Below are 19,301 nucleotides of genomic sequence, written 5' to 3' on the forward strand. Positions count from 1 at the left end.
CCGCCGCAAGCGGATTCGCTGTTGACGGCCATCGGCTCGGGGCGTTGGATAGAGCCCTTTCGTTCGCGCAGCCACAGGAGTGTGCCATGCCCAAGCGTATTCAATTCGCCCGCCACGGCGGCCCCGACGTGCTCGAATACCTCGACTACCAGCCCGCCGCGTTGGGCGACAACGATGTGCGCGTGGCGAATCACGCCATTGGCCTCAACTTTATCGACACGTACTACCGCAGCGGCTTGTACAGCCCGGCTGCATTGCCCTCGGGCTTGGGTGGCGAGGGCGCCGGTGTGGTGGATGCAGTGGGCACGGCGGTCACCAACGTCAAGGTCGGCGACCGCGTGGCTTATGGCACCGGGCCGTTGGGCGCTTACAGCGAGTTGCATGTGCTGCCTGCCGCGCACGTAGTGAAACTGCCCGACAGCATCAGCTTCGAGCTGGCCGCCAGCGTCATGCTCAAAGGCCTCACCGTGCAGTACCTGCTGCGTCAGACTTTTCCCTTGAAAGGCGGCGAAACCATTTTGTTCCACGCGGCAGCGGGTGGCGTGGGCAGCATCGCTTGCCAATGGGCGAAGGCCTTGGGCGTCAAGCTGATCGGCACCGTTGGCTCCGCCGCCAAAGCCGAGCGCGCTAAAGCGTTGGGCGCCTGGGCGACCATCGATTACAGCCACGAAGACGTGGCCGCGCGCGTGCTTGAACTCACCGACGGCAAGAAATGCCCGGTGGTCTACGACTCGATTGGTAAGGACACGTGGGAAACTTCCCTGAACTGCGTGGCGCCGCGCGGCTTGCTGGTGAGTTTTGGCAATTCATCAGGCCCGGTCAGCGGCGTGAACCTGGGCGTGCTGGCACAGAAGGGTTCGCTGTACGTCACACGTCCAACGCTGGGCAGCTATGCCGACTCCCCGGCCAGCCTGCAAGCCATGGCAGATGAACTGTTCGCCATGCTCGCCAGCGGCAAGATTAGCGTGGACATCAATCAGCGCTTCGCGCTCAAAGATGCCGCCGCGGCGCACATTGCGCTGTCTGGCCGGCAAACCAGCGGCTCGACCGTGTTGCTGCCGTAGACACTTAGCTGGCGCGCAGCACGTTGCCGGTGGCCAGGTCTCGGATCACGCTGGGGTTTTTGCGCCCACCGAGCGACCCGGTCACCACGGCATCGAGCTGGTCGGGGAAGTACTGCTGAATGCGCAGGCTGTTGCGCGCCGGCAGCTTGCCTGCAGGGTTGGCCGAGGTGGACACCAGCGGTCCGACCATGGCGCACAATTCGCGCACCAACGGATGGTCGGACACGCGCAACGCCACGGTTTCATGGGCGCCGGTAATCCAGGCAGGCAACAGATTTTGATGCGGCACTAGCCAGGTGTTCGGGCCGGGCCAGGTGCTGGCCAGGCGGTCGAGCCACAATTCAGGGAAGTCTTCGAGCAGAAAGTCGAACTGGTGAATGGTGTCGGCCACCAGAATCAGGCCCTTCTCCACCGGCCGCTGCTTGAGCGCCAGCAGACGCTCCACAGCTTGCGCGTCCCAAGGGTCGCAACCCAGGCCCCACACCGCTTCGGTGGGGTAGGCGATCACGCCACCGTTGCGCACTACACGTGCCGCCTGTTTCACCCGCCAACTGCTGATCATGGCTAACCCTCGCTGTATTTCGAACTGCGCGCAGTGTACCCAAGCGCCGCTTAACGGCCCACCCAGACCCCGCCTTCGCTGGCGACTTTGCCTTCAAGCTCCAGCTCCGTCAGCGCAGCCAGCACACGCGGCAACGGCCAGCCACTGGCCAGGCTAAGCGCCTCGCTGCTCTGCGGGGCGGCGTGCAGCAATTTGAGAATAGGGTGTTTGGCCGCCTCGGGTTTACGCCGCGCTTTGGGCGCGGGGGCCACGTTCTGCCAACCGCGCAGACCTTCGAGAATGTGCTCGACCGACTCAACCAGTGCCGCGCCATCACGAATCAGCTGATGGCAGCCTCGCGCGCCCGGGTGGTGAATGGAACCGGGGATGGCGTACACCTCGCGGCCCTGTTCCAGCGCCAGACGCGCGGTGATCAACGAGCCGCTGGAGGGGCTGGCCTCGACCACCAACACGCCAAGCGAGAGGCCGCTGATCAGGCGGTTGCGCAAGGGAAAGTTCGCGGGGATGGGCGGACTGTCCAGCGGCAGCTCCGATACCAGCGCGCCTTCGCGAGCAATGTCGGCGGCCAGGCTTTTATGGCGCGGCGGATACAGCTGGTTCAGACCCGTACCCAGCACGGCCACGGTCTTGCCCGCCACTGCCAATGCGCCCTGGTGGGCGGCGCCGTCGATGCCCACCGCCATGCCGCTGGTGATGACAAAGCCGCCGCCGGCCAGGCTGCGCGCGAATGCGTTGGCGGTATCCATGCCGGGTTTCGACGCCCGCCGGCTACCGACGATGGCCAGTTGTGGTTGCTGCAGCAGGTCGGTGTCGCCGGCCACAAACAGCAGCGGCGGCGCGTCCGGCAACTCGGCGAGCAGGGCGGGGTAGTCGGGGTTGTCCCACATCATCAGGTGCTGGTTGGCGTGCTCGAGCCACTGAAGGGTGGCGGTTACGCGTTGGCGAACCGACTCGTCGCGCCGAGCTTCTGCGCAGGCGGCCGGCAACTTGAGCGCACGCCACGCGGAAGCCGGAGCGCTGAGGGCCGACGAGGCATTGCCAAAGGCATTTATAAGGGTGCGAAAGCGCTTGCCGCCCAGATCGGGCAGGCAGTGCAGACGGATTCGGGCTTCGAGTTCGGCGGGCGAGGTGGCGTGTGACATTGCGGATCATCCTTGATCGAAAAAGCTGCTAATTACGGGTCGTTTCCTACAAGACCCCAGAAACAAGAACCCCCGCTTTCGCGGGGGTTCTTGGTGTTACGGATTTCGTACCTTATCCATCGTTTCGAGCTGCCTGGTGGCTTGTAGCACCAGGCCGTAGCTGAGCTTGTCGTAGGTGTGGAACACCATCAACAGACCGGCGCGCTCGTCGGGGATTTTCACTTGTTCGCCAGTAACACGGTCGCGCACGGTTTCGCCGGTTTTGTACACGGCCAACACGTTGCCCTCGACCAGACCGTCACGCTTGCCCTTGTTCAAGGTAACCACGTCGAACTGACCAATCTGCGACACGCCACGTGGAACATCGAGAATCAGACCGCGAATCTCGTTGACCGGCGCGCTTGGCATAAAGGTGGAGTTAACCGGACGTTCTTCGGTGGGGAACAGACGGTCGCCGTTGCGCACTTCCTGAGTGGTACGGCTCAGGGTCAGCGTGGCAACGCCGTCTTCCTCAGCAATCACCTGGCCGGCACCGACGTCGTCGGCGTTGATGCCGAGGAATTCTTTGGTGTCGGGATCGGTGTAAGTACGGCCTTGGCGGAAGATGCCGTAAACCGGGTGCTGTTCATCAAAGGTGCCGCGCGCATAAACGCGATCGCCCGCGCCGCTCACCACGCGCTCGGCCGTACCGGCAACCACGTAGTTGGCTTTGGTGAAATCTTCGTCGCTGTTCACGATGCGGTTTTTCAGCAAGAAGCTGTTGATGGCTTCCAGCGGAATAGTCGGGATCGCTTGCGCCATCGGCGTGCTGCGAACCTGCGGCGACAGTTTGATGGTGCCACGCGATGCGCCACGGTTGAGGGTCAGACGCGGCTGGCCGCCAACGTACGTTAGGCTGAGTTGATCGCCTGGATAGATAAGGTGGGGGTTTTCAACTTGTGGGTTAGCGTGCCAAATTTCTGGCCACTTCCACGGTTCACTGAGGAACTTCCCGGAAATATCCCAGAGGGTATCGCCCTTGACCACGGTGTAGCGGTCCGGATGACCTTCCTTGAGCTGCACTTCGGCCTGAGCCAAGCCAGAGGCGGCTAGGAGTAGCAGGGCGAGTAGTGATTTCCTCATGCGGTGAATCCCTTTATTATGTGTCTTCACGTAGAACGCCCAAGGGCTGCTCCGAAACCCTCGGAAGCCGCGGCCTGAAGCCGTTTTTCAAAGCTGCTCAGCATATTAGCAGCGGATTTTGACTTTATTCCACAAGTGCATCACACAACGCATATGGCAATCCTAAACATCCTCGAGTTTCCCGACCCGCGCCTGCGTACCATCGCCAAGCCCGTAGACGTGGTTGACGACGCCCTGCGTCAGTTGATCGACGACATGTTTGAGACCATGTACGACGCGCCGGGTATTGGTTTGGCCGCCACGCAGGTCAACGTGCATAAACGCGTGGTCGTCATGGACCTCAGCGAAGAGAAAAACGAGCCGCGGGTTTTCATCAATCCCGAGTTCGAATCGCTGACCGAAGAAATGGACCAATACCAGGAAGGCTGCCTCTCGGTGCCCGGTTTCTACGAAAACGTCGACCGCCCGCAGAAGGTCAAAATCAAAGCGCTGGACCGCGATGGTAAGCCCTTTGAACTGATCGCCGAAGGCCTGCTCGCCGTGTGCATTCAGCACGAGTGCGACCACCTCAACGGCAAGCTCTTCGTTGATTACCTGTCTACGCTCAAGCGCGACCGGATCAAGAAGAAGCTGGAAAAGCAGCACCGCCAGCAGGCTTGAAACGCCGATCAAAGGCTTGCTCCGGCAAGCCTTTTTCTTTTCCACGTTTTGAAGTGAGCCCCCATGAGCCAAGCACTGCGCCTCGTCTTCGCCGGCACGCCCGAATTCGCCGCCGAACACCTCAAAGCCCTGCTCGCCAGCCAGCACGAGATCGTGGCGGTTTACACCCAGCCGGATCGTCCGGCCGGCCGTGGCCAGAAGCTCATGCCCAGCCCGGTCAAGCAGTTGGCCCTGGAAAACAACATTCCGGTCATGCAACCGCCGACCCTGCGCGACCCGGCCGCCCAAGCCGAGTTGGCCGCGCTGAATGCCGACCTAATGGTCGTGGTCGCCTATGGCCTGATCCTGCCGCAAGTCGTGCTCGATACGCCGCGCCTGGGCTGCATCAATAGCCACGCCTCGCTGCTGCCGCGCTGGCGCGGTGCCGCGCCAATTCAGCGCGCCGTGCAAGCGGGCGATGCTGAGAGCGGCGTGACTGTTATGCAGATGGAAGCAGGCCTGGATACCGGTCCCATGCTGCTCAAAGTGACCACCGCCATCAGTGCTGACGACACCGGCGGCAGTCTGCATGACCGCCTCGCCGAAATGGGCCCGCCTGCGGTATTGCAGGCGATTGCCGGCCTGGCTGCCGGAACCTTACAGGGCGAAGTTCAGAACAATGAACTGGCCACCTACGCCCACAAGCTCAACAAAGACGAAGCCCGTCTGGACTGGAGTCGCCCAGCCAACGAATTGGAACGTTTGGTGCGCGCCTTCAATCCTTGGCCGATCTGCCACAGCACACTTAACGGCGAAACGCTGAAGGTGCTCGCCGCTCAGCCGGCAGAAGGCCACGGCGCGCCCGGAGAAATCCTTCACGCCAGTCGCGACGGTTTGGTTGTGGCGTGTGGCACCGGCTCCCTTCGCTTGACCCGCCTGCAATTGCCGGGCGGCAAAGCGCTGAATTTCTCCGATTTGTTTAACAGCCGCCGCGAGCAATTTGCCGTGGGCACCGTGCTGGGGGCTGGCGCATGAATCCGCGTCTGGCGGCGGCCAATGCGCTTGCCACCGTGCTGTCTGGCAAAGCGTCCCTGAACAGCTCGTTGCCCAAGCAGCTGGATAAAGTCGAGGCGCGCGATAAAGGCCTGACCCAAGACTTGGCCTTTGGCACCGCCCGCTGGCAGCCACGCCTCAGCGCACTGGCTGAGCGCTTGCTGGAAAAGCCCTTCAAATCTGCCGACCGTGATGTGGAAGCGCTGCTGCTGGTCGGCCTGTATCAACTGCTCTATACGCGCATCCCGGCGCACGCCGCCATCGGCGAAACCGTCGGCGCCGCTGAAAAGTTGAAGAAACCCTGGGCCAAAGGCCTGCTCAACGCCGTGCTGCGCCGTGCCCAGCGCGAATACCAGGCGCTGCTGCCGGAGCTTGACCACGACCCCATGGCGCGGACCGCCCATCCGCGCTGGCTACAAAAAGCGCTGAAGGCGTTTTGGCCCGAGCAGTGGGAGGCCATCTGCGCTGCCAACAATGCCCATCCGCCTTTAATCCTGCGCGTGAACCGCCGGCTCGGCAGCCGCGATGACTACCTCGGCGAGCTTAAACGCGTGGGCTTCGAAGCCAGCGCCTGCCCATTCAGCCGCGACGGCGTGGTGCTGGCCGAAGCCTGCGACGTCACCACGTTGCCGGGCTTCGCTGAGGGACGCGTCAGCGTGCAAGACGAAGCCGCGCAGTTGGCGGCGGACTTGCTCGACCTGGCGCCCGGCCAGCGCGTGCTCGATGCCTGTTGCGCGCCGGGCGGCAAAACCTGTCACCTGCTGGAAGCCGAGCCTGCCTTGGCCGGCGTGGTGGCGATTGATCTGGAAGCCAAGCGCCTCGTCCGCGTGAAAGAAAACCTCGCACGCCTTGGCCTGAGCGCCGAGTTGATAGCCGCCGATGCGCGGCAGACCGACGCGTGGTGGGACGGCAAACGGTTCCAGCGCATCTTGCTCGACGCGCCGTGCTCGGCCACCGGCGTTATCCGCCGCCATCCCGACATCAAGCTGACCCGCCAAGCTGACGACATTCTCGCGCTCGCTGCGCTGCAAGGCGAACTGCTCGATGCCTTGTGGCCCACGCTCGAAGTGGGCGGCGTACTCGTCTACGCCACCTGCTCGACGCTGCCCACAGAAAATACCGAAGTAATCGGGGCCTTCCTGGCCCGCACTCCCGGCGCCCGCGAGTTGGATATCGCCGGTCAACTGGGTAACCCGCCACCGGGGCTGAAACAGCCCCACGGCCGCCAATTGCTGGCGCAAGAGGGCGGTCACGACGGCTTCTATTACGCCAAACTCATCAAGATCGCTGCCGCGCCACGGGCCTAGCCCTGCCTGTGCAGGCGCGGCGCAGGTCTGCTATTTTCGAGGCCGTTTTCGCTTGGCTATCTGCCGCTTTAGGAACGCACACGGATGAAGATCATTATTCTCGGCGCCGGTCAGGTAGGCGGCACGCTGGCTGAACACCTGGCCAGCGAACACAACGACATCACCGTGATCGACACCGACGGCGACCGCCTGCGCGACCTGGGCGACCGTCTGGATATCCGCACCATTCAAGGCAAAGGTTCGTTCCCCACCGTGCTGCGCCAGGCCGGGGCCGACGATGCCGACATGCTGGTGGCCGTGACCAACAGCGACGAAGTGAATATGGTCGCCTGCCAGGTGGCGTACACGCTGTTCCACACCCCGACCAAAATCGCTCGCGTGCGCGAAGCCGCGTATCTCACGCGCTCCGGCCTGTTCGATAACGACGCCATTCCCGTCGACGTATTGATCAGTCCCGAGCAGGTGGTCACCAACTACATCAAACGCCTGATCGAGCACCCAGGTGCTCTGCAAGTCATCGACTTCGCCGGGGGCAAAGCGCAACTGGTGGCCGTGAAGGCCTATTACGGCGGGCCGCTGGTGGGCCAGCAATTGCGCCAATTGCGCGAGCACATGCCCAACGTCGACACCCGCGTGGCCGCCATTTTCCGGCGTGACCGGCCGATTCTGCCGCGCGGCGATACTGTGATCGAAGCGGATGACGAAGTGTTCTTCATTGCCGCAAAGGCGCACATCCGCGCGGTTATGAGTGAAATGCGCCGGCTCGAAGACAACAACAAACGCATCGTGATCGCTGGCGGCGGCCACATTGGCGAACGCCTGGCCGAGGCGATTGAAAGCCGCTACCAAGTCAAAATCATCGAGATGAACCCGGCGCGCTGCCGGTATCTGTCCGAGACGCTGGACAGCACCATCGTGCTGCAGGGCAGCGCCTCGGACCGCGATTTATTAGTGGAAGAAAACATCAGCGACGCCGACATCTTCCTGTCGCTGACCAACGATGACGAAGCCAACATCATGTCCTCGCTGCTGGCCAAGCGTCTGGGCGCACGCAAGGTGATGACGCTGATTAACAACCCGGCGTACGTCGACCTGGTGCAAGGCGGCGAAATCGATATCGCCATCAGCCCGCAGCTCGCCACCATCGGCACCTTGTTGGCGCACGTGCGCCGCGGCGATATCGTCAGCGTGCATTCCCTGCGCCGAGGTGCAGCGGAAGCCATCGAAGCCATCGCCCATGGCGACGCGAAGTCGAGCAAGGTGATCGGCAAGGCCATCGGCGATATCGCCTTACCGCCGGGCACCACGATTGGTGCGCTGGTGCGCGACGAAGAAGTGCTGATCGCCCACGACGCGACGGTGATCGAATCCGGCGATCACGTGATTCTGTTTTTGGTGGACAAGAAATACATTCGCGACGTCGAGCGGCTGTTCCAGGTTGGCTTGACGTTCTTCTGATTGCTTGATGGCGAATAAGCCGAGGTCCGCGTGCTCGAATCTCTCGAAAAAATGCTCGGCAAAGGCATCGACAATGCCTTGCTGCGCTTTGGTCTCGGCAAGGGTTATCTGGACCTCAACGAGTACGCCAAGGCAGCCGAGCACCTGCAACGCTGCGTCGAATTCGACCCGAAGTATTCGGCGGCGTGGAAGCTCTTGGGCAAAGCCCATTCGGGCTTGGGCGACGCGGCGGCAGCGCGTGCGGCGTGGGAGCACGGCATCGCCGCCGCGCAGGCGCACGGCGATAAGCAGGCAGAAAAGGAAATGACCGTGTTTGTGCGAAAACTGGATAAAGCGCTGGGTTCGGAATAAACGGCCCGAGGTTCTCAGTCTTCGCGAATAAACCGCAGCCCCACCCCATCGCCGTTCACACGCATCACTTCCATCTGCAACACGGGCGCTTCGATGGGCAGGTCTTGCACCTGCCCGGTGACGATGTCGCCGAGAACCAGACTGGTGAGTTCGTCGTGTTTAACGAATACGCCACCATCTGAAAGATCGCGGGTTTGGGCGAGCAGCTCACCGAAGCTCGGGTGGCTGATTTTGATCCGGCACTTCAGTGAGGTGCGTGGCGATTGTCGCTGGTTGGACATAGGGCCCGGCTTCCTGGTCAACGGTCCCTGTTAATAACGCAAATTGCTGCGCTCGCCTAGTGTGGCGAGCCTTCGCAGCGCGCAATTGGCCGGTTAGTACCAGCGCTCTTCGCCTTCGGGGCGTTTCTTGAAGCGCTTCATCGTCCACATGTACTGACTTGGGTAAGCGCGCACATAGCGCTCGACGACCTGACTCATAGCAGCGACCGCCTCGCGGGTGTCTTCGCTGTAAATGCCTTCGGGTGCGGCTTCGAGAATCACTTTGTAGCCCGACCCGTCATCCAGGCGCAGCGCGTGAAGGAACACGCCGACCGCCTTACCGCCGGCGAGCATGCCGGGAACGAATTTGCTGGTGAGCGCTTCGATTGCGCAAAACGGCACGAACAAGCCAGCGGACAAACTCGGCTCGGGGTCGGCAGGAATGCCCACCGCGCCGCCTCGGCGAACTTCTTTGATGACGCTGAGGATGCCTTCTTTGGTCGACGGCGCCACGCGGTTGCCCAGCTGCACGCGCTGCTTGCGCAGCAAATCGTCGACCGCTTTGAGCTTCGGCGGACGGTAAAAAATGATGGGTTTGCACTGGTTGCGGTAGAAGTGATTGAGCACTTCCCAGTTGCCGAGGTGGCTGGTAATGCCAACCACGCCTTTGCCGGACGCCAGGGCCGCTTCGAGCACATCCAGGCCTTCGACTTCACGCACCAGCTTGAGTGATTTCTGCGCAGGCCAAACCCAGGCGCAGGCACTTTCGGTCAGCGTTTTGCCAATGTCCATCAGCGCTTTGCGCAGCAAACGGTCGTGGGCAGCGGCGTCCAACTCGGGAAAACACTTGCGCAGATTGATATCGGCAACAGCGCGGGAGCGGGTGGGGAAGCGCCACATGCACCAGCCGATCAGGTTGCCCAAGGCCTGCACCGCACGCCAAGGCAACAAGGCGAACAGACGCAGAAAGCCTACGATCAACGCACCTTTGAACTTCTCCACCATGTACTCCACGAATTCGAACAGGCGCGCATTGTAACCACCTTGAGCCGCTTCGGTTATGGCCCGGCAATTCCACGACCTGTAGGAGCCAGCTTGCTGGCGAACCCTGCGAACCCCGAAGCGCTGCGTTGCACCGCCAGCAAGCTGGCTCCTACCGATGGGGTGCGGTGAGTTCGGCGTAGCGGTCGCAATCCTGCGTGTGGTCCATGACCATGCCGGTGGCCTGCATAAAGGCGTAGCAGATGGTTGGCCCCACAAAGGTAAAGCCGGCTTTCTTCAGCGCCTTGCTCATGGCCTCGGCTTCCGGCGTTACGGCGGGCACCTGGCTGCGGCCCGGGAAGTGGTTGACCTTGGGCACGCCGCCGACAAATGACCACAGCAGCCCAACCGGATCGGGCAACCGCAACCAGGCCGCCGCGTTTTGCCGTGCGGCTTTGAGTTTGAGGCGATTGCGGATGATGCCGGGGTCTTGCATCAGCGCGTCTATTTCTTCATCGCTCAGTTGCGCGAGGCGCTGGGGGTCGAAACCAAACAGCACTTGGCGATAGCGTTCGCGCTTCTTTAATACGGTGATCCACGACAGCCCGGCTTGAAAGCCTTCGAGCAGCAGCATCTCGAACAGCGGCTGCGCGTTGCGTTGCGGGACGCCCCATTCCTGGTCGTGGTAGGTGATGTAAGGGGGTCTTCATTGCACCAGAAGCAGCGTGGCATAGGGCTCCGAGGGGAGGGCGAGGGTGGTTTGTAGGGTGAATCGGGTATACTCCCGCCCTTTCTGTCGCCCTCAGTACAGGTGAAATTAGTGAGCCAGCCTACGCCTGCCGTGCGCACCTTCCAAGATCTGATCCTCGCCCTTCAACAGTATTGGGCAGAGCAAGGTTGTGTGGTGCTTCAGCCTTACGATATGGAAGTCGGCGCCGGCACCTTCCACACCGCCACGTTTCTGCGCGCCGTTGGCCCGGAAACCTGGAACGCCGCCTACGTGCAACCCAGCCGCCGTCCCGGTGATGGCCGCTACGGCGAAAACCCCAACCGCTTGCAGCATTACTACCAATTCCAGGTAGTGCTCAAACCCAACCCGGACAACTTCCAAGAGCTGTACCTCGGCTCGCTCAAACGCATTGGCCTCGATCCGCTGGTGCACGACATCCGTTTCGTTGAAGACAACTGGGAATCGCCGACCCTCGGCGCCTGGGGTCTGGGCTGGGAAATCTGGCTGAACGGTATGGAAGTCACCCAGTTCACCTACTTCCAGCAAGTAGGCGGCATTGAGTGCTACCCGGTGACCGGCGAGATCACCTACGGTCTCGAGCGCCTGGCCATGTACCTGCAGGGCGTGGATTCGGTCTACGACCTGGTTTGGACCGACGGCCCGTTCGGCAAGGTCACCTACGGCGATGTGTTCCATCAGAACGAGGTGGAGCAGTCCACCTACAACTTCGAACACGCAAACGTCGACAAACTGTTCGAGCTGTTCGACTTCTATGAAAGCGAAGCCAATCGCCTGATCGAGTTGCAGCTGCCGCTGCCGACCTACGAAATGGTGCTCAAGGCCTCGCACACCTTCAACCTGCTCGATGCTCGCCGCGCGATTTCGGTGACTGCCCGTCAGCAATACATCCTTCGTGTACGAGCCCTGGCTCGCTCGGTAGCCCAGAGCTACCTGCAAGCGCGCGCGCGCCTCGGCTTCCCGATGGCGGCACCCGACCTGCGCGATGAAGTATTGGCCAAGCTGGAGGCAGCAGAATGAGTGCACGTGATTTTCTGGTTGAACTGGGCACCGAAGAGCTGCCACCCAAAGCCCTGAAAACCCTCGGCGACGCCTTTCTGGCCGGCATCGAGAAAGGCCTTAAAAGCGCGGGTCTGAGCTACAGCGGCAGCCGCGTATATGCCGCGCCACGTCGTCTGGCAGTGATCATTGATCAACTGGCCGAACAGCAGCCGGATCGTAGCGTCAATCTGGACGGCCCGCCCGTGCAAGCGGCCTTCGACGTCGACGGCAACCCGACCCAAGCCGCTCTTGGCTTCGCGAAAAAGTGCGGCGTCGATATTTCTGCCATCGACCGCAGCGGTGCCAAGCTCAAGTTCAGCCAAAGCATTCCCGGCCAACCTGCCGTGGGCCTGTTGGCCGGCATCGTTAGTGCCTCGCTGAATGACCTGCCGATTCCCAAACGCATGCGTTGGGGTGCGCGCAAAGAAGAGTTCGTACGCCCAACCCAATGGCTCGTCATGCTGTTTGGTGACGACGTGGTGGACTGCGAAATTCTGGCGCAAAAGGCTGGCCGCGAATCGCGCGGGCACCGCTTCCATCATCCCGAAAGCGTGCGTATCAGCTCGCCGGCCGGTTACCTGGAAGACTTGCGCAGCGCCTACGTGCTGGCTGACTTCGCCGAGCGCCGCAGCCTGATCAGCAAGCGCGTCGACACGCTAGCCGCTGAGCAGCACGGCACCGCCATCGTGCCGCCCGCGTTGCTCGACGAAGTCACCGCGTTGGTCGAGTGGCCGGTACCGCTGGTGTGCTCGTTTGAAGAGCGCTTCCTGGCCGTGCCGCAAGAAGCCTTGATCACCACCATGCAGGACAACCAGAAGTACTTCTGCCTGCTGGACACCAACGGCCTCTTGCTGCCGCGCTTTATCACCGTGGCCAACGTTGAAAGCAAAGACCCGGCACAGATCATTTCCGGCAACGAGAAAGTGGTTCGCCCACGCCTGACCGACGCCGAGTTCTTCTTCAAGCAAGACAAAAAGCAGAAGCTCGACAGCTTCAATGCGCGCCTCGCCAATGTGGTGTTCCAGGCGCAGCTGGGTTCGGTGTTCGACAAAGCCGAACGCGTTTCGCTGCTGGCCGCGTTTATCGCCGCCCGCATCGGTGGCGACAGCCGCTGGGCTGCCCGCGCCGGTTTGCTGAGCAAATGCGACCTGGCCACGGAAATGGTCGGTGAGTTCCCGGAAATGCAGGGTATCGCCGGCTACTACTACGCGCTGAATGACGGCGAGCCGCAGGACGTTGCTCTGGCGCTGAACGAGCAGTACATGCCACGCGGCGCAGGCGCCGAGTTGCCGACCACGCTGACCGGCGCGGCGGTGGCGATCGCCGACAAGCTCGATACGCTGGTAGGTATTTTCGGCATCGGCATGCTGCCCACCGGCAGCAAAGACCCCTACGCCTTGCGTCGTGCTGCGCTGGGTATTTTGCGCATCCTGATCGAGAAGAAACTCGACCTCGATCTGGTCGCCACCATCGGTTTTGCCATCGAGCAATTCGGCGCCAAGGTCAAACCGGCCGGCCTCGCCGCTCAGGTGCAAGACTTCATCTTCGACCGCCTGCGCGCCCGTTATGAAGACGAAGGCGTGGAAGTGGCGGTGTACCAGGCCGTGCGTGCAGTGGCGCCGGTGTCGCCGCTGGACTTCGACCAGCGCGTACAAGCGGTTCAGGCGTTCCGCAAACTGCCGGAAGCCGAGGCCTTGGCCGCGGCCAACAAGCGCGTGTCCAACCTGTTGAGCAAGGCCGAGGGCGCCGTTGCCGCGGGCATCGAAGCGCATTACTTCGATTCGCCTAGTGAGTTCTCGCTTTACGCCGCAATTCAGCAAGCTGACCACGCCGTGCAACCGTTGGCCCAGGCCCGTTTGTACAGCGACGCGCTGGCACAATTGGCGTCGCTGCGTGACCCGGTGGACGCGTTCTTTGCGGCCGTTATGGTCAACGCCGAAGACCCGTCGGTGCGTGCCAACCGCTACGCCCTGTTGGCCAAATTGCGCAGCCTGTTCCTGGGCGTCGCCGACATTTCGCTGCTGGGGTAAACCGTGAAGTTGCTGATACTCGACCGCGACGGGGTGATCAATTACGACTCCGACGCCTACATCAAAACGCTGGAGGAGTGGATTCCGCTCCCCGGCGCCGTCGAGGCCATCGCGCAACTGAGCAAGGCCGGCTGGACGGTGGCAGTGGCCACTAACCAGTCGGGCCTGGCGCGCGGTTATTACTCAGAAGCGGTGCTCGATTCCATGCATGCGCGGTTGCGTGCGCTGGTGGCCGAGCAGGGCGGTGAACTGGGACTGGTGGTGCATTGTCCACATGGGCCGCACGACGGTTGTGACTGCCGTAAACCCAAACCCGGCATGCTGCGAACTATCGCTGCGCATTACCACACAGATCTTGCAGGCGTGTGGTTTGTCGGCGACAGTCGAGGTGACCTGGACGCCGCGCTGGCCGTCGATTGTCAGCCTGTTCTGGTGAAGACCGGCAAAGGCGAAAGAACCCTGGGCAGCGAGCTGCCGAAAGGGACGTTGATATTTGACGATTTGGCGGCGGTTGCCGCGCAGTTACTCCACACCCAATAGGCGGGGATTGCCCGCGACGGATAACGCTAAATGTCGATCGTGCTGGCCATCAGAATCTTCCTCTTCTATATCCTCCTCGGCGGCAGCGCCTTGCTCTGGTGCACCCTGAGTTTCTTCGTCGCCCCGTTCCAATCGTTTGAAGCCCGCTACCGCTTTATCAACGTCAACTGGTGCCGCTTCGCCGTGAAGCTCACCGAAGTGATGCTCGGTATTCGCTATGAAGTACACGGCGCCGAGAACATGCCTACGCAGCCCTGCGTGATCCTCTCCAAACACCAAAGCACCTGGGAAACCTTTTTCCTCTCGTGCTACTTCGCGCCGCTTAGCCAGGTGCTCAAGCGCGAACTGCTGTACGTCCCGTTTTTTGGCTGGGCCATGGCCATGCTCAAGCCCATCGCCATTGACCGTAACAACCCGAAAGCTGCACTCAAAGAGTTGGCCAAGCAGGGCCATGAACGCTTGCAGCAGAATATTTGGGTGCTAATTTTCCCGGAAGGCACGCGCGTGCCGGCGGGGCAGATTGGCAAGTTCTCACGCGGTGGCGCCGCGTTGGCGGTCAATGCGAACCTGCCGGTGTTGCCAATTGCCCACAATGCCGGTGAGTTTTGGCCCAAACAAGGCTGGGGCAAAAAGCCTGGGACCATTCAAGTGATGATCGGCCCGGTGATGCACGCCGAGGGCACCGGGCCACGCGCCATTGCCGCATTGAACGATCGCGCCTTCGCCTGGGTGGAGCAGGCGCAACGGGATATGGGCGCGCTGTACGGCGAGCACCCGGTGACCGAGACGCCGGTTCAGCTTTAGCCTTAACCGCCTCGATCAAAACCCCGGCCACCGCGCCGGGGTTTTTGCATTCAGGGCTGCCAAAAGGATGGGCATGGCGCACAACGTTGCCGTTCGCTCGCGCGCTGTAACGCGACGTTAATCAAGCATCCCTACTCTCGGTTTGCTTGATTTTTTCTCGTCGGTCCAGCGTCGCTGGCAGTAGTCGCGAGAAGCAAATTCTCTCCTGCCCATCTGCATAAGGATTCTTCAGATGACTACCGCCTTACCGCTGGCTTTGTCCCTCGCCGTTTCCGCTGCCTTGCTGTCCTTCTCTGGCGTCAGCGCCGCCCATGACCATGACGAAAAAGAAAAGGTCAGCAAGAGCCTCTACAACCGTGAGGCCCGTGGCGACATTACCGAGTACGCCGGCGCTCGCCGCGTAGGCCGCGACCTGACTGATTCGATCAAAGCCTCGCTGTCCGACCGCAAAGCCAAGAACGTGATTCTGCTGATTGGCGACGGCATGGGCGACTCGGAAATCACCCTGGCGCGCAACTACGCCGAAGGCGCCGGTGGCTACTTCAAAGGTATCGACGCGCTGCCGCTGACCGGCCAGTACACCCACTACGCCTTGCACAAAGATACCGGCAAGCCGGACTACGTGACCGACTCGGCGGCCTCTGCCACGGCGTGGTCTACCGGCGTGAAAACCTACAACGGCGCGCTCGGTGTCGACATCCATGAAAAGCCGCACCAAACCATTCTCGAGCTGGCGAAACTGCGCGGCATGGCCACTGGCAACGTGTCCACCGCCGAACTGCAAGACGCCACCCCAGCCGCGTTGTTTTCCCACGTGACCGGCCGCAAGTGCTATGGCCCGGTGGCGACCTCGGTTCAATGCCCAAGCAACGCTTTGGAGAAGGGCGGCGCTGGGTCGATCACCGAGCAACTGCTGAACGTGCGTCCAGACATCACCCTCGGTGGTGGCGCAGCGACCTTCGCTGAAGTGGCTAAGGCAGGCAAATGGTCCGGCAAAACCCTGCGCGACCAGGCGGCCGCCCGTGGTTTCGTCCTGGTAAGCAATGCCGCCGAACTGAAGAAAATCCGCGTGGCCAACCAGAAGCAGCCCGTGATCGGTCTGTTCTCGCCAGGCAACATGCCAACCCGTTGGATCGGCCCAACCGCCACTTACCACGGCAACTTGACCCAAGCGCCGGTAACCTGCCAACCGAACGCCGCACGTACCGCCAGCACACCCACGCTGGCTGAGATGACGGTTAAGGCCATCGACTTGCTCAAAGACAACCGCAATGGGTTCTTCCTGCAAGTAGAAGGCGCTTCGATCGACAAGCAAGACCATGCCGCCAACCCGTGCGGCCAGATCGGCGAAACCGTCGACCTCGACGAAGCGGTGCAGATGGCCCTGGCATTCGCCAAGGCCGATGGCAACACCTTGGTTATCGTCACCGCCGACCACGCGCACTCCAGCCAGATCGTTGCTTTGGATACTTCGGCGCCAGGGCTTACCCAAGCACTCAACACCAAAGACGGCGCAGTAATGGCGGTCAGCTACGGCAACTCGGAAGGCAGCTCTCAGGAGCACACCGGCTCGCAACTGCGCGTTGCAGCGTATGGCCCGCATGCCGCAAACATCACCGGTCTCACTGACCAAACCGATCTGTACTTCACCATGCGTAATGCCCTGGGCTTGAAGTAACAGCCTCGGTTAAACCGCTAGGGAAGGCGGATTAGCGCGCTAAAAACAAAAACCCCAGCGATGTGCTGGGGTTTTTGTTTGTCGTGCGTAAAACCGGGCTTAAAAGTCCAGGTTCGACACCGCCAAGGCGTTGGCTTCGATGAACTCGCGGCGCGGTTCGACTTCGTCGCCCATCAGGGTGTTGAAGATCTGGTCGGCGCTGATGGCGTCTTCGATGGTTACCTTGAGCATGCGGCGCGCATCCGGGTCCATGGTGGTTTCCCACAGTTGATCCGGGTTCATCTCGCCCAGCCCTTTGTAGCGCTGAATGCTGTGGCGTTTGGTGCTCTCGGTGAGGAGCCAGTTAAGCGCTTCTTTGAAGGTGGTGACCGGCTTTTTGCGCTCGCCACGTTTCACATAGGCGCCTTCTTCCAGCAAGCTGTTCAACTGCTCGCCCAGCGAGGTAACGGTTTTGTAGTCGTTACTGGCGAAGAAGTCGCGGTTGAAGGTGACGAAGTTGGAAACGCCGTGGGAGATCAGTTCGACCTCTGGCAGCCAGAGGTGACGTTCCGGGTCTTCACGCAGGTTAGTTTTGTAAACCAGACCCGACTTTTCCATGGTGCGCAGACGCTCGTTGAGCTTCTCGAGCCAGGCTTGCATGCCCGCCTGGTTACCCAGATCGTCCAGGCTCACGGCTGGCAGATAAACGAAGTGCTCGGTGAGCTCTTGCGGGTAGATACGCGATAGGCGCTTAAGCGTCTTCATCACCATGCGGTAGTTGTTAACCAGACGCTCCAGCGGCTCGCCGCCGATGCCTGGGTCGTTTTCGTTAACGTGCAGGCTGGCATCTTCGAGGGCTGACTGGGTCATGTATTCCTCCATGGCCTCGTCGTCCTTGATGTACTGCTCTTGTTTGCCTTTCTTGACCTTATACAGCGGTGGCTGAGCGATATAGATGTAGCCGCGCTCGACCAGCTCCGGCAATTGACGGAAGAAGAAGGTCAACAGCAGCGTACGGATGTGCGAGCCGTCAACGTCGGCGTCCGTCATGATGATGATGTTGTGGTAGCGCAGTTTGTCGATGTTGTATTCCTCACGACCGATACCGCACCCGAGGGCGGTGATCAGCGTGCCGACTTCCTGCGACGAAATCATGCGGTCAAAACGCGCACGTTCCACGTTCAGAATCTTGCCCTTGAGCGGCAAAATCGCTTGAGTCTTACGGTTACGTCCCTGCTTGGCGGAGCCGCCAGCAGAGTCCCCTTCCACTAGGTACAGTTCGGAGAGGGCAGGGTCTTTCTCTTGGCAGTCCGCCAACTTGCCAGGCAAACCGGCGATGTCCAACGCGCCCTTACGGCGGGTCATTTCGCGTGCCTTACGAGCGGCTTCACGCGCGCGCGCGGCGTCGATCATTTTGCCGACGACGGCTTTGGCTTCGTTGGGGTTTTCCAACAGGAAGTCGGAGAAGTACTTGCCCATTTCCTGCTCAACCGCAGTTTTCACTTCGGAGGAAACCAGCTTGTCTTTGGTCTGCGAGCTGAATTTTGGATCCGGGACTTTTACCGAAATGATCGCCGTCAGGCCTTCGCGGGCATCGTCACCGGTGGTGGCGATTTTGTGTTTCTTGGCCAGGCCTTCCTGCTCGATGTAAGCATTCAGGTTACGGGTTAGTGCCGAGCGGAAACCAGCGAGGTGGGTACCACCGTCGCGCTGTGGAATGTTGTTGGTGAAGCACAGCAGGTTTTCATTAAAGCTGTCGTTCCACTGCAACGCCACTTCAACGCCCACGCCATCGTCACGCTGAACGTTGAAGTGGAACACCTGGTTGACCGGGGTTTTGTTGGTATTCAAGTACTCAACAAACGCACGCAGACCACCTTCGTACTTAAACAACTCTTCCTTACCACTGCGCTCGTCCTTCAGAACAATGCCGACGCCGGAGTTCAGGAACGACAATTCGCGCAGACGCTTGGCGAGAATGTCCCAGCTGAAGTGGATGTTTTGGAAGGTTTCAGCCGAGGGCTTGAAGTGAATCTCGGTACCGGTTTTATCGGTATCGCCCACGGTGCGCATGGGTGCCTGAGGCACTCCGTGCACGTAGGTTTGCTCCCATACTTTGCCGCTACGGCGAACGGTCAACAGCAGCAGCTCGGAGAGGGCATTTACAACGGAAACACCTACGCCATGGAGGCCGCCGGAAACCTTGTACGAGTTGTCGTCGAACTTACCGCCAGCGTGCAGCACGGTCATGATGACCTCAGCCGCCGATACGCCTTCTTCTTTATGCACGTCCACTGGAATGCCACGGCCGTTGTCGCGAACGGTGATGGATTCGTCTGGGTGGATAATGATGCTGATGTCGTCACAATGCCCGGCGAGTGCTTCGTCGATAGAGTTGTCGACCACCTCAAAAACCATGTGGTGCAGGCCGCTGCCGTCATCGGTGTCGCCGATGTACATACCGGGCCGCTTGCGTACGGCGTCCAAGCCTTTCAGCACTTTGATGCTGGACGAATCGTACGTTTGATTTTCGCTCATGCCT

Annotated in this window: 17 protein-coding genes and 1 pseudogene; 11 read left to right on the forward strand and 7 right to left on the reverse strand. The window is 61.1% G+C overall.

The window, feature by feature from the left end:
- Positions 1-86: 86 nt before the first annotated feature.
- Positions 87-1,064 carry an NADPH:quinone reductase gene (locus ACZZZP_RS23440; protein ID WP_463384307.1) on the forward strand — a complete coding sequence of 326 codons (978 nt, stop codon included), beginning with the start codon at positions 87-89 and terminating at the stop codon, positions 1,062-1,064.
- Between the two features lie 4 nt (positions 1,065-1,068).
- On the opposite strand, the gene tsaC is transcribed toward ACZZZP_RS23440, so the two are convergent.
- The 3 genes from tsaC to ACZZZP_RS23455 all read right to left on the reverse strand — a co-directional run bounded on the left by tsaC (position 1,069) and on the right by ACZZZP_RS23455 (position 3,890).
- Positions 1,069-1,626 carry an L-threonylcarbamoyladenylate synthase type 1 TsaC gene (tsaC, locus tag ACZZZP_RS23445; protein ID WP_463384308.1) on the reverse strand — a complete coding sequence of 186 codons (558 nt, stop codon included), beginning with the start codon at positions 1,624-1,626 and terminating at the stop codon, positions 1,069-1,071.
- 50 nt (positions 1,627-1,676) lie between these two features.
- The gene (gene dprA, locus ACZZZP_RS23450) at positions 1,677-2,768 is read right to left on the reverse strand and encodes a DNA-processing protein DprA (RefSeq protein WP_463384309.1); all 1,092 of its coding nucleotides are present in this window, start codon (positions 2,766-2,768) and stop codon (positions 1,677-1,679) included.
- 96 nt (positions 2,769-2,864) lie between these two features.
- Positions 2,865-3,890, reverse strand: coding sequence for a LysM peptidoglycan-binding domain-containing protein (locus ACZZZP_RS23455; RefSeq protein WP_463384310.1), 1,026 nt, complete (start codon positions 3,888-3,890; stop codon positions 2,865-2,867).
- Positions 3,891-4,043: 153 nt separating this feature from the next.
- Between ACZZZP_RS23455 and def the strand changes: the two genes are divergently transcribed.
- The 5 genes from def (at position 4,044) to ACZZZP_RS23480 (ending at position 8,698) form a co-directional block, all read left to right on the forward strand.
- Entirely contained in the window at positions 4,044-4,550 is a 507-nt protein-coding gene (gene def, locus ACZZZP_RS23460; RefSeq protein WP_122492264.1) for a peptide deformylase, read from the forward strand.
- A gap of 63 nt (positions 4,551-4,613) precedes the next feature.
- Positions 4,614-5,564 carry a methionyl-tRNA formyltransferase gene (gene fmt / locus ACZZZP_RS23465; RefSeq protein ID WP_463384311.1) on the forward strand — a complete coding sequence of 317 codons (951 nt, stop codon included), beginning with the start codon at positions 4,614-4,616 and terminating at the stop codon, positions 5,562-5,564.
- Positions 5,561-6,889: a 16S rRNA (cytosine(967)-C(5))-methyltransferase RsmB gene (gene rsmB / locus ACZZZP_RS23470; RefSeq protein WP_463384312.1), complete on the forward strand. Its 1,329-nt coding sequence runs from the start codon at positions 5,561-5,563 to the stop codon at positions 6,887-6,889. The genes fmt and rsmB overlap by 4 nt, the downstream gene beginning before the upstream one ends.
- 84 nt (positions 6,890-6,973) lie before the next feature.
- Positions 6,974-8,347: a Trk system potassium transporter TrkA gene (gene trkA / locus ACZZZP_RS23475; RefSeq protein ID WP_463384313.1), complete on the forward strand. Its 1,374-nt coding sequence runs from the start codon at positions 6,974-6,976 to the stop codon at positions 8,345-8,347.
- A 30-nt stretch (positions 8,348-8,377) separates the two neighbouring features.
- Positions 8,378-8,698: a tetratricopeptide repeat protein gene (locus ACZZZP_RS23480; protein ID WP_463384314.1), complete on the forward strand. Its 321-nt coding sequence runs from the start codon at positions 8,378-8,380 to the stop codon at positions 8,696-8,698.
- 14 nt (positions 8,699-8,712) lie between these two features.
- On the opposite strand, the gene ACZZZP_RS23485 is transcribed toward ACZZZP_RS23480, so the two are convergent.
- From ACZZZP_RS23485 to ACZZZP_RS23495, 3 genes and pseudogenes are all read right to left on the reverse strand, one after another.
- The gene (locus ACZZZP_RS23485; protein WP_122449912.1) at positions 8,713-8,979 is read right to left on the reverse strand and encodes a PilZ domain-containing protein; all 267 of its coding nucleotides are present in this window, start codon (positions 8,977-8,979) and stop codon (positions 8,713-8,715) included.
- Positions 8,980-9,072: 93 nt separating this feature from the next.
- Positions 9,073-9,960, reverse strand: coding sequence for a lysophospholipid acyltransferase (locus tag ACZZZP_RS23490; RefSeq protein ID WP_463536884.1), 888 nt, complete (start codon positions 9,958-9,960; stop codon positions 9,073-9,075).
- 151 nt (positions 9,961-10,111) lie between these two features.
- A pseudogene (locus tag ACZZZP_RS23495) lies at positions 10,112-10,671 on the reverse strand (DNA-3-methyladenine glycosylase I).
- Between the two features lie 88 nt (positions 10,672-10,759).
- On the opposite strand from ACZZZP_RS23495, the gene glyQ reads away from it, so the two are divergent.
- The 5 genes from glyQ (at position 10,760) to phoA (ending at position 16,780) form a co-directional block, all read left to right on the forward strand.
- Positions 10,760-11,707, forward strand: coding sequence for a glycine--tRNA ligase subunit alpha (glyQ, locus tag ACZZZP_RS23500; RefSeq protein WP_108095231.1), 948 nt, complete (start codon positions 10,760-10,762; stop codon positions 11,705-11,707).
- Positions 11,704-13,758, forward strand: a complete 2,055-nt coding sequence (glyS, locus tag ACZZZP_RS23505) for a glycine--tRNA ligase subunit beta (protein WP_463384317.1) — start codon at positions 11,704-11,706, stop codon at positions 13,756-13,758. The genes glyQ and glyS overlap by 4 nt, the downstream gene beginning before the upstream one ends.
- Before the next feature lie 3 nt (positions 13,759-13,761).
- Positions 13,762-14,298, forward strand: a complete 537-nt coding sequence (gene gmhB, locus ACZZZP_RS23510; RefSeq protein WP_122492272.1) for a D-glycero-beta-D-manno-heptose 1,7-bisphosphate 7-phosphatase — start codon at positions 13,762-13,764, stop codon at positions 14,296-14,298.
- A gap of 30 nt (positions 14,299-14,328) precedes the next feature.
- Entirely contained in the window at positions 14,329-15,102 is a 774-nt protein-coding gene (locus ACZZZP_RS23515; protein ID WP_463384318.1) for a lysophospholipid acyltransferase family protein, read from the forward strand.
- Between the two features lie 232 nt (positions 15,103-15,334).
- A complete protein-coding gene (gene phoA, locus ACZZZP_RS23520; RefSeq protein WP_122492274.1) occupies positions 15,335-16,780 on the forward strand; it encodes an alkaline phosphatase in 1,446 nt (481 codons plus the stop codon).
- A 99-nt stretch (positions 16,781-16,879) separates the two neighbouring features.
- Here the strand turns inward: phoA and gyrB are convergent, their stop codons facing one another.
- Positions 16,880-19,297 carry a DNA topoisomerase (ATP-hydrolyzing) subunit B gene (gene gyrB, locus ACZZZP_RS23525; protein ID WP_463384319.1) on the reverse strand — a complete coding sequence of 806 codons (2,418 nt, stop codon included), beginning with the start codon at positions 19,295-19,297 and terminating at the stop codon, positions 16,880-16,882.
- Positions 19,298-19,301 lie beyond the last annotated feature (4 nt).

Source organism: Pseudomonas sp. AC211 (genome assembly GCF_979258055.1).

Bases quoted from the DNA above. Each gene is read 5' to 3' on its own strand.
- ACZZZP_RS23440 (WP_463384307.1), top strand. From the start codon at position 87: ATGCCCAAGCGTATTCAATTCGCCCGCCACGGCGGCCCCGACGTGCTC.
- tsaC (WP_463384308.1), bottom strand. From the start codon at position 1,626: ATGATCAGCAGTTGGCGGGTGAAACAGGCGGCACGTGTAGTGCGCAAC.
- dprA (WP_463384309.1), bottom strand. From the start codon at position 2,768: ATGTCACACGCCACCTCGCCCGCCGAACTCGAAGCCCGAATCCGTCTG.
- ACZZZP_RS23455 (WP_463384310.1), bottom strand. From the start codon at position 3,890: ATGAGGAAATCACTACTCGCCCTGCTACTCCTAGCCGCCTCTGGCTTG.
- def (WP_122492264.1), top strand. From the start codon at position 4,044: ATGGCAATCCTAAACATCCTCGAGTTTCCCGACCCGCGCCTGCGTACC.
- fmt (WP_463384311.1), top strand. From the start codon at position 4,614: ATGAGCCAAGCACTGCGCCTCGTCTTCGCCGGCACGCCCGAATTCGCC.
- rsmB (WP_463384312.1), top strand. From the start codon at position 5,561: ATGAATCCGCGTCTGGCGGCGGCCAATGCGCTTGCCACCGTGCTGTCT.
- trkA (WP_463384313.1), top strand. From the start codon at position 6,974: ATGAAGATCATTATTCTCGGCGCCGGTCAGGTAGGCGGCACGCTGGCT.
- ACZZZP_RS23485 (WP_122449912.1), bottom strand. From the start codon at position 8,979: ATGTCCAACCAGCGACAATCGCCACGCACCTCACTGAAGTGCCGGATC.
- glyS (WP_463384317.1), top strand. From the start codon at position 11,704: ATGAGTGCACGTGATTTTCTGGTTGAACTGGGCACCGAAGAGCTGCCA.
- ACZZZP_RS23515 (WP_463384318.1), top strand. From the start codon at position 14,329: ATGTCGATCGTGCTGGCCATCAGAATCTTCCTCTTCTATATCCTCCTC.
- phoA (WP_122492274.1), top strand. From the start codon at position 15,335: ATGACTACCGCCTTACCGCTGGCTTTGTCCCTCGCCGTTTCCGCTGCC.
- gyrB (WP_463384319.1), bottom strand. From the start codon at position 19,297: ATGAGCGAAAATCAAACGTACGATTCGTCCAGCATCAAAGTGCTGAAA.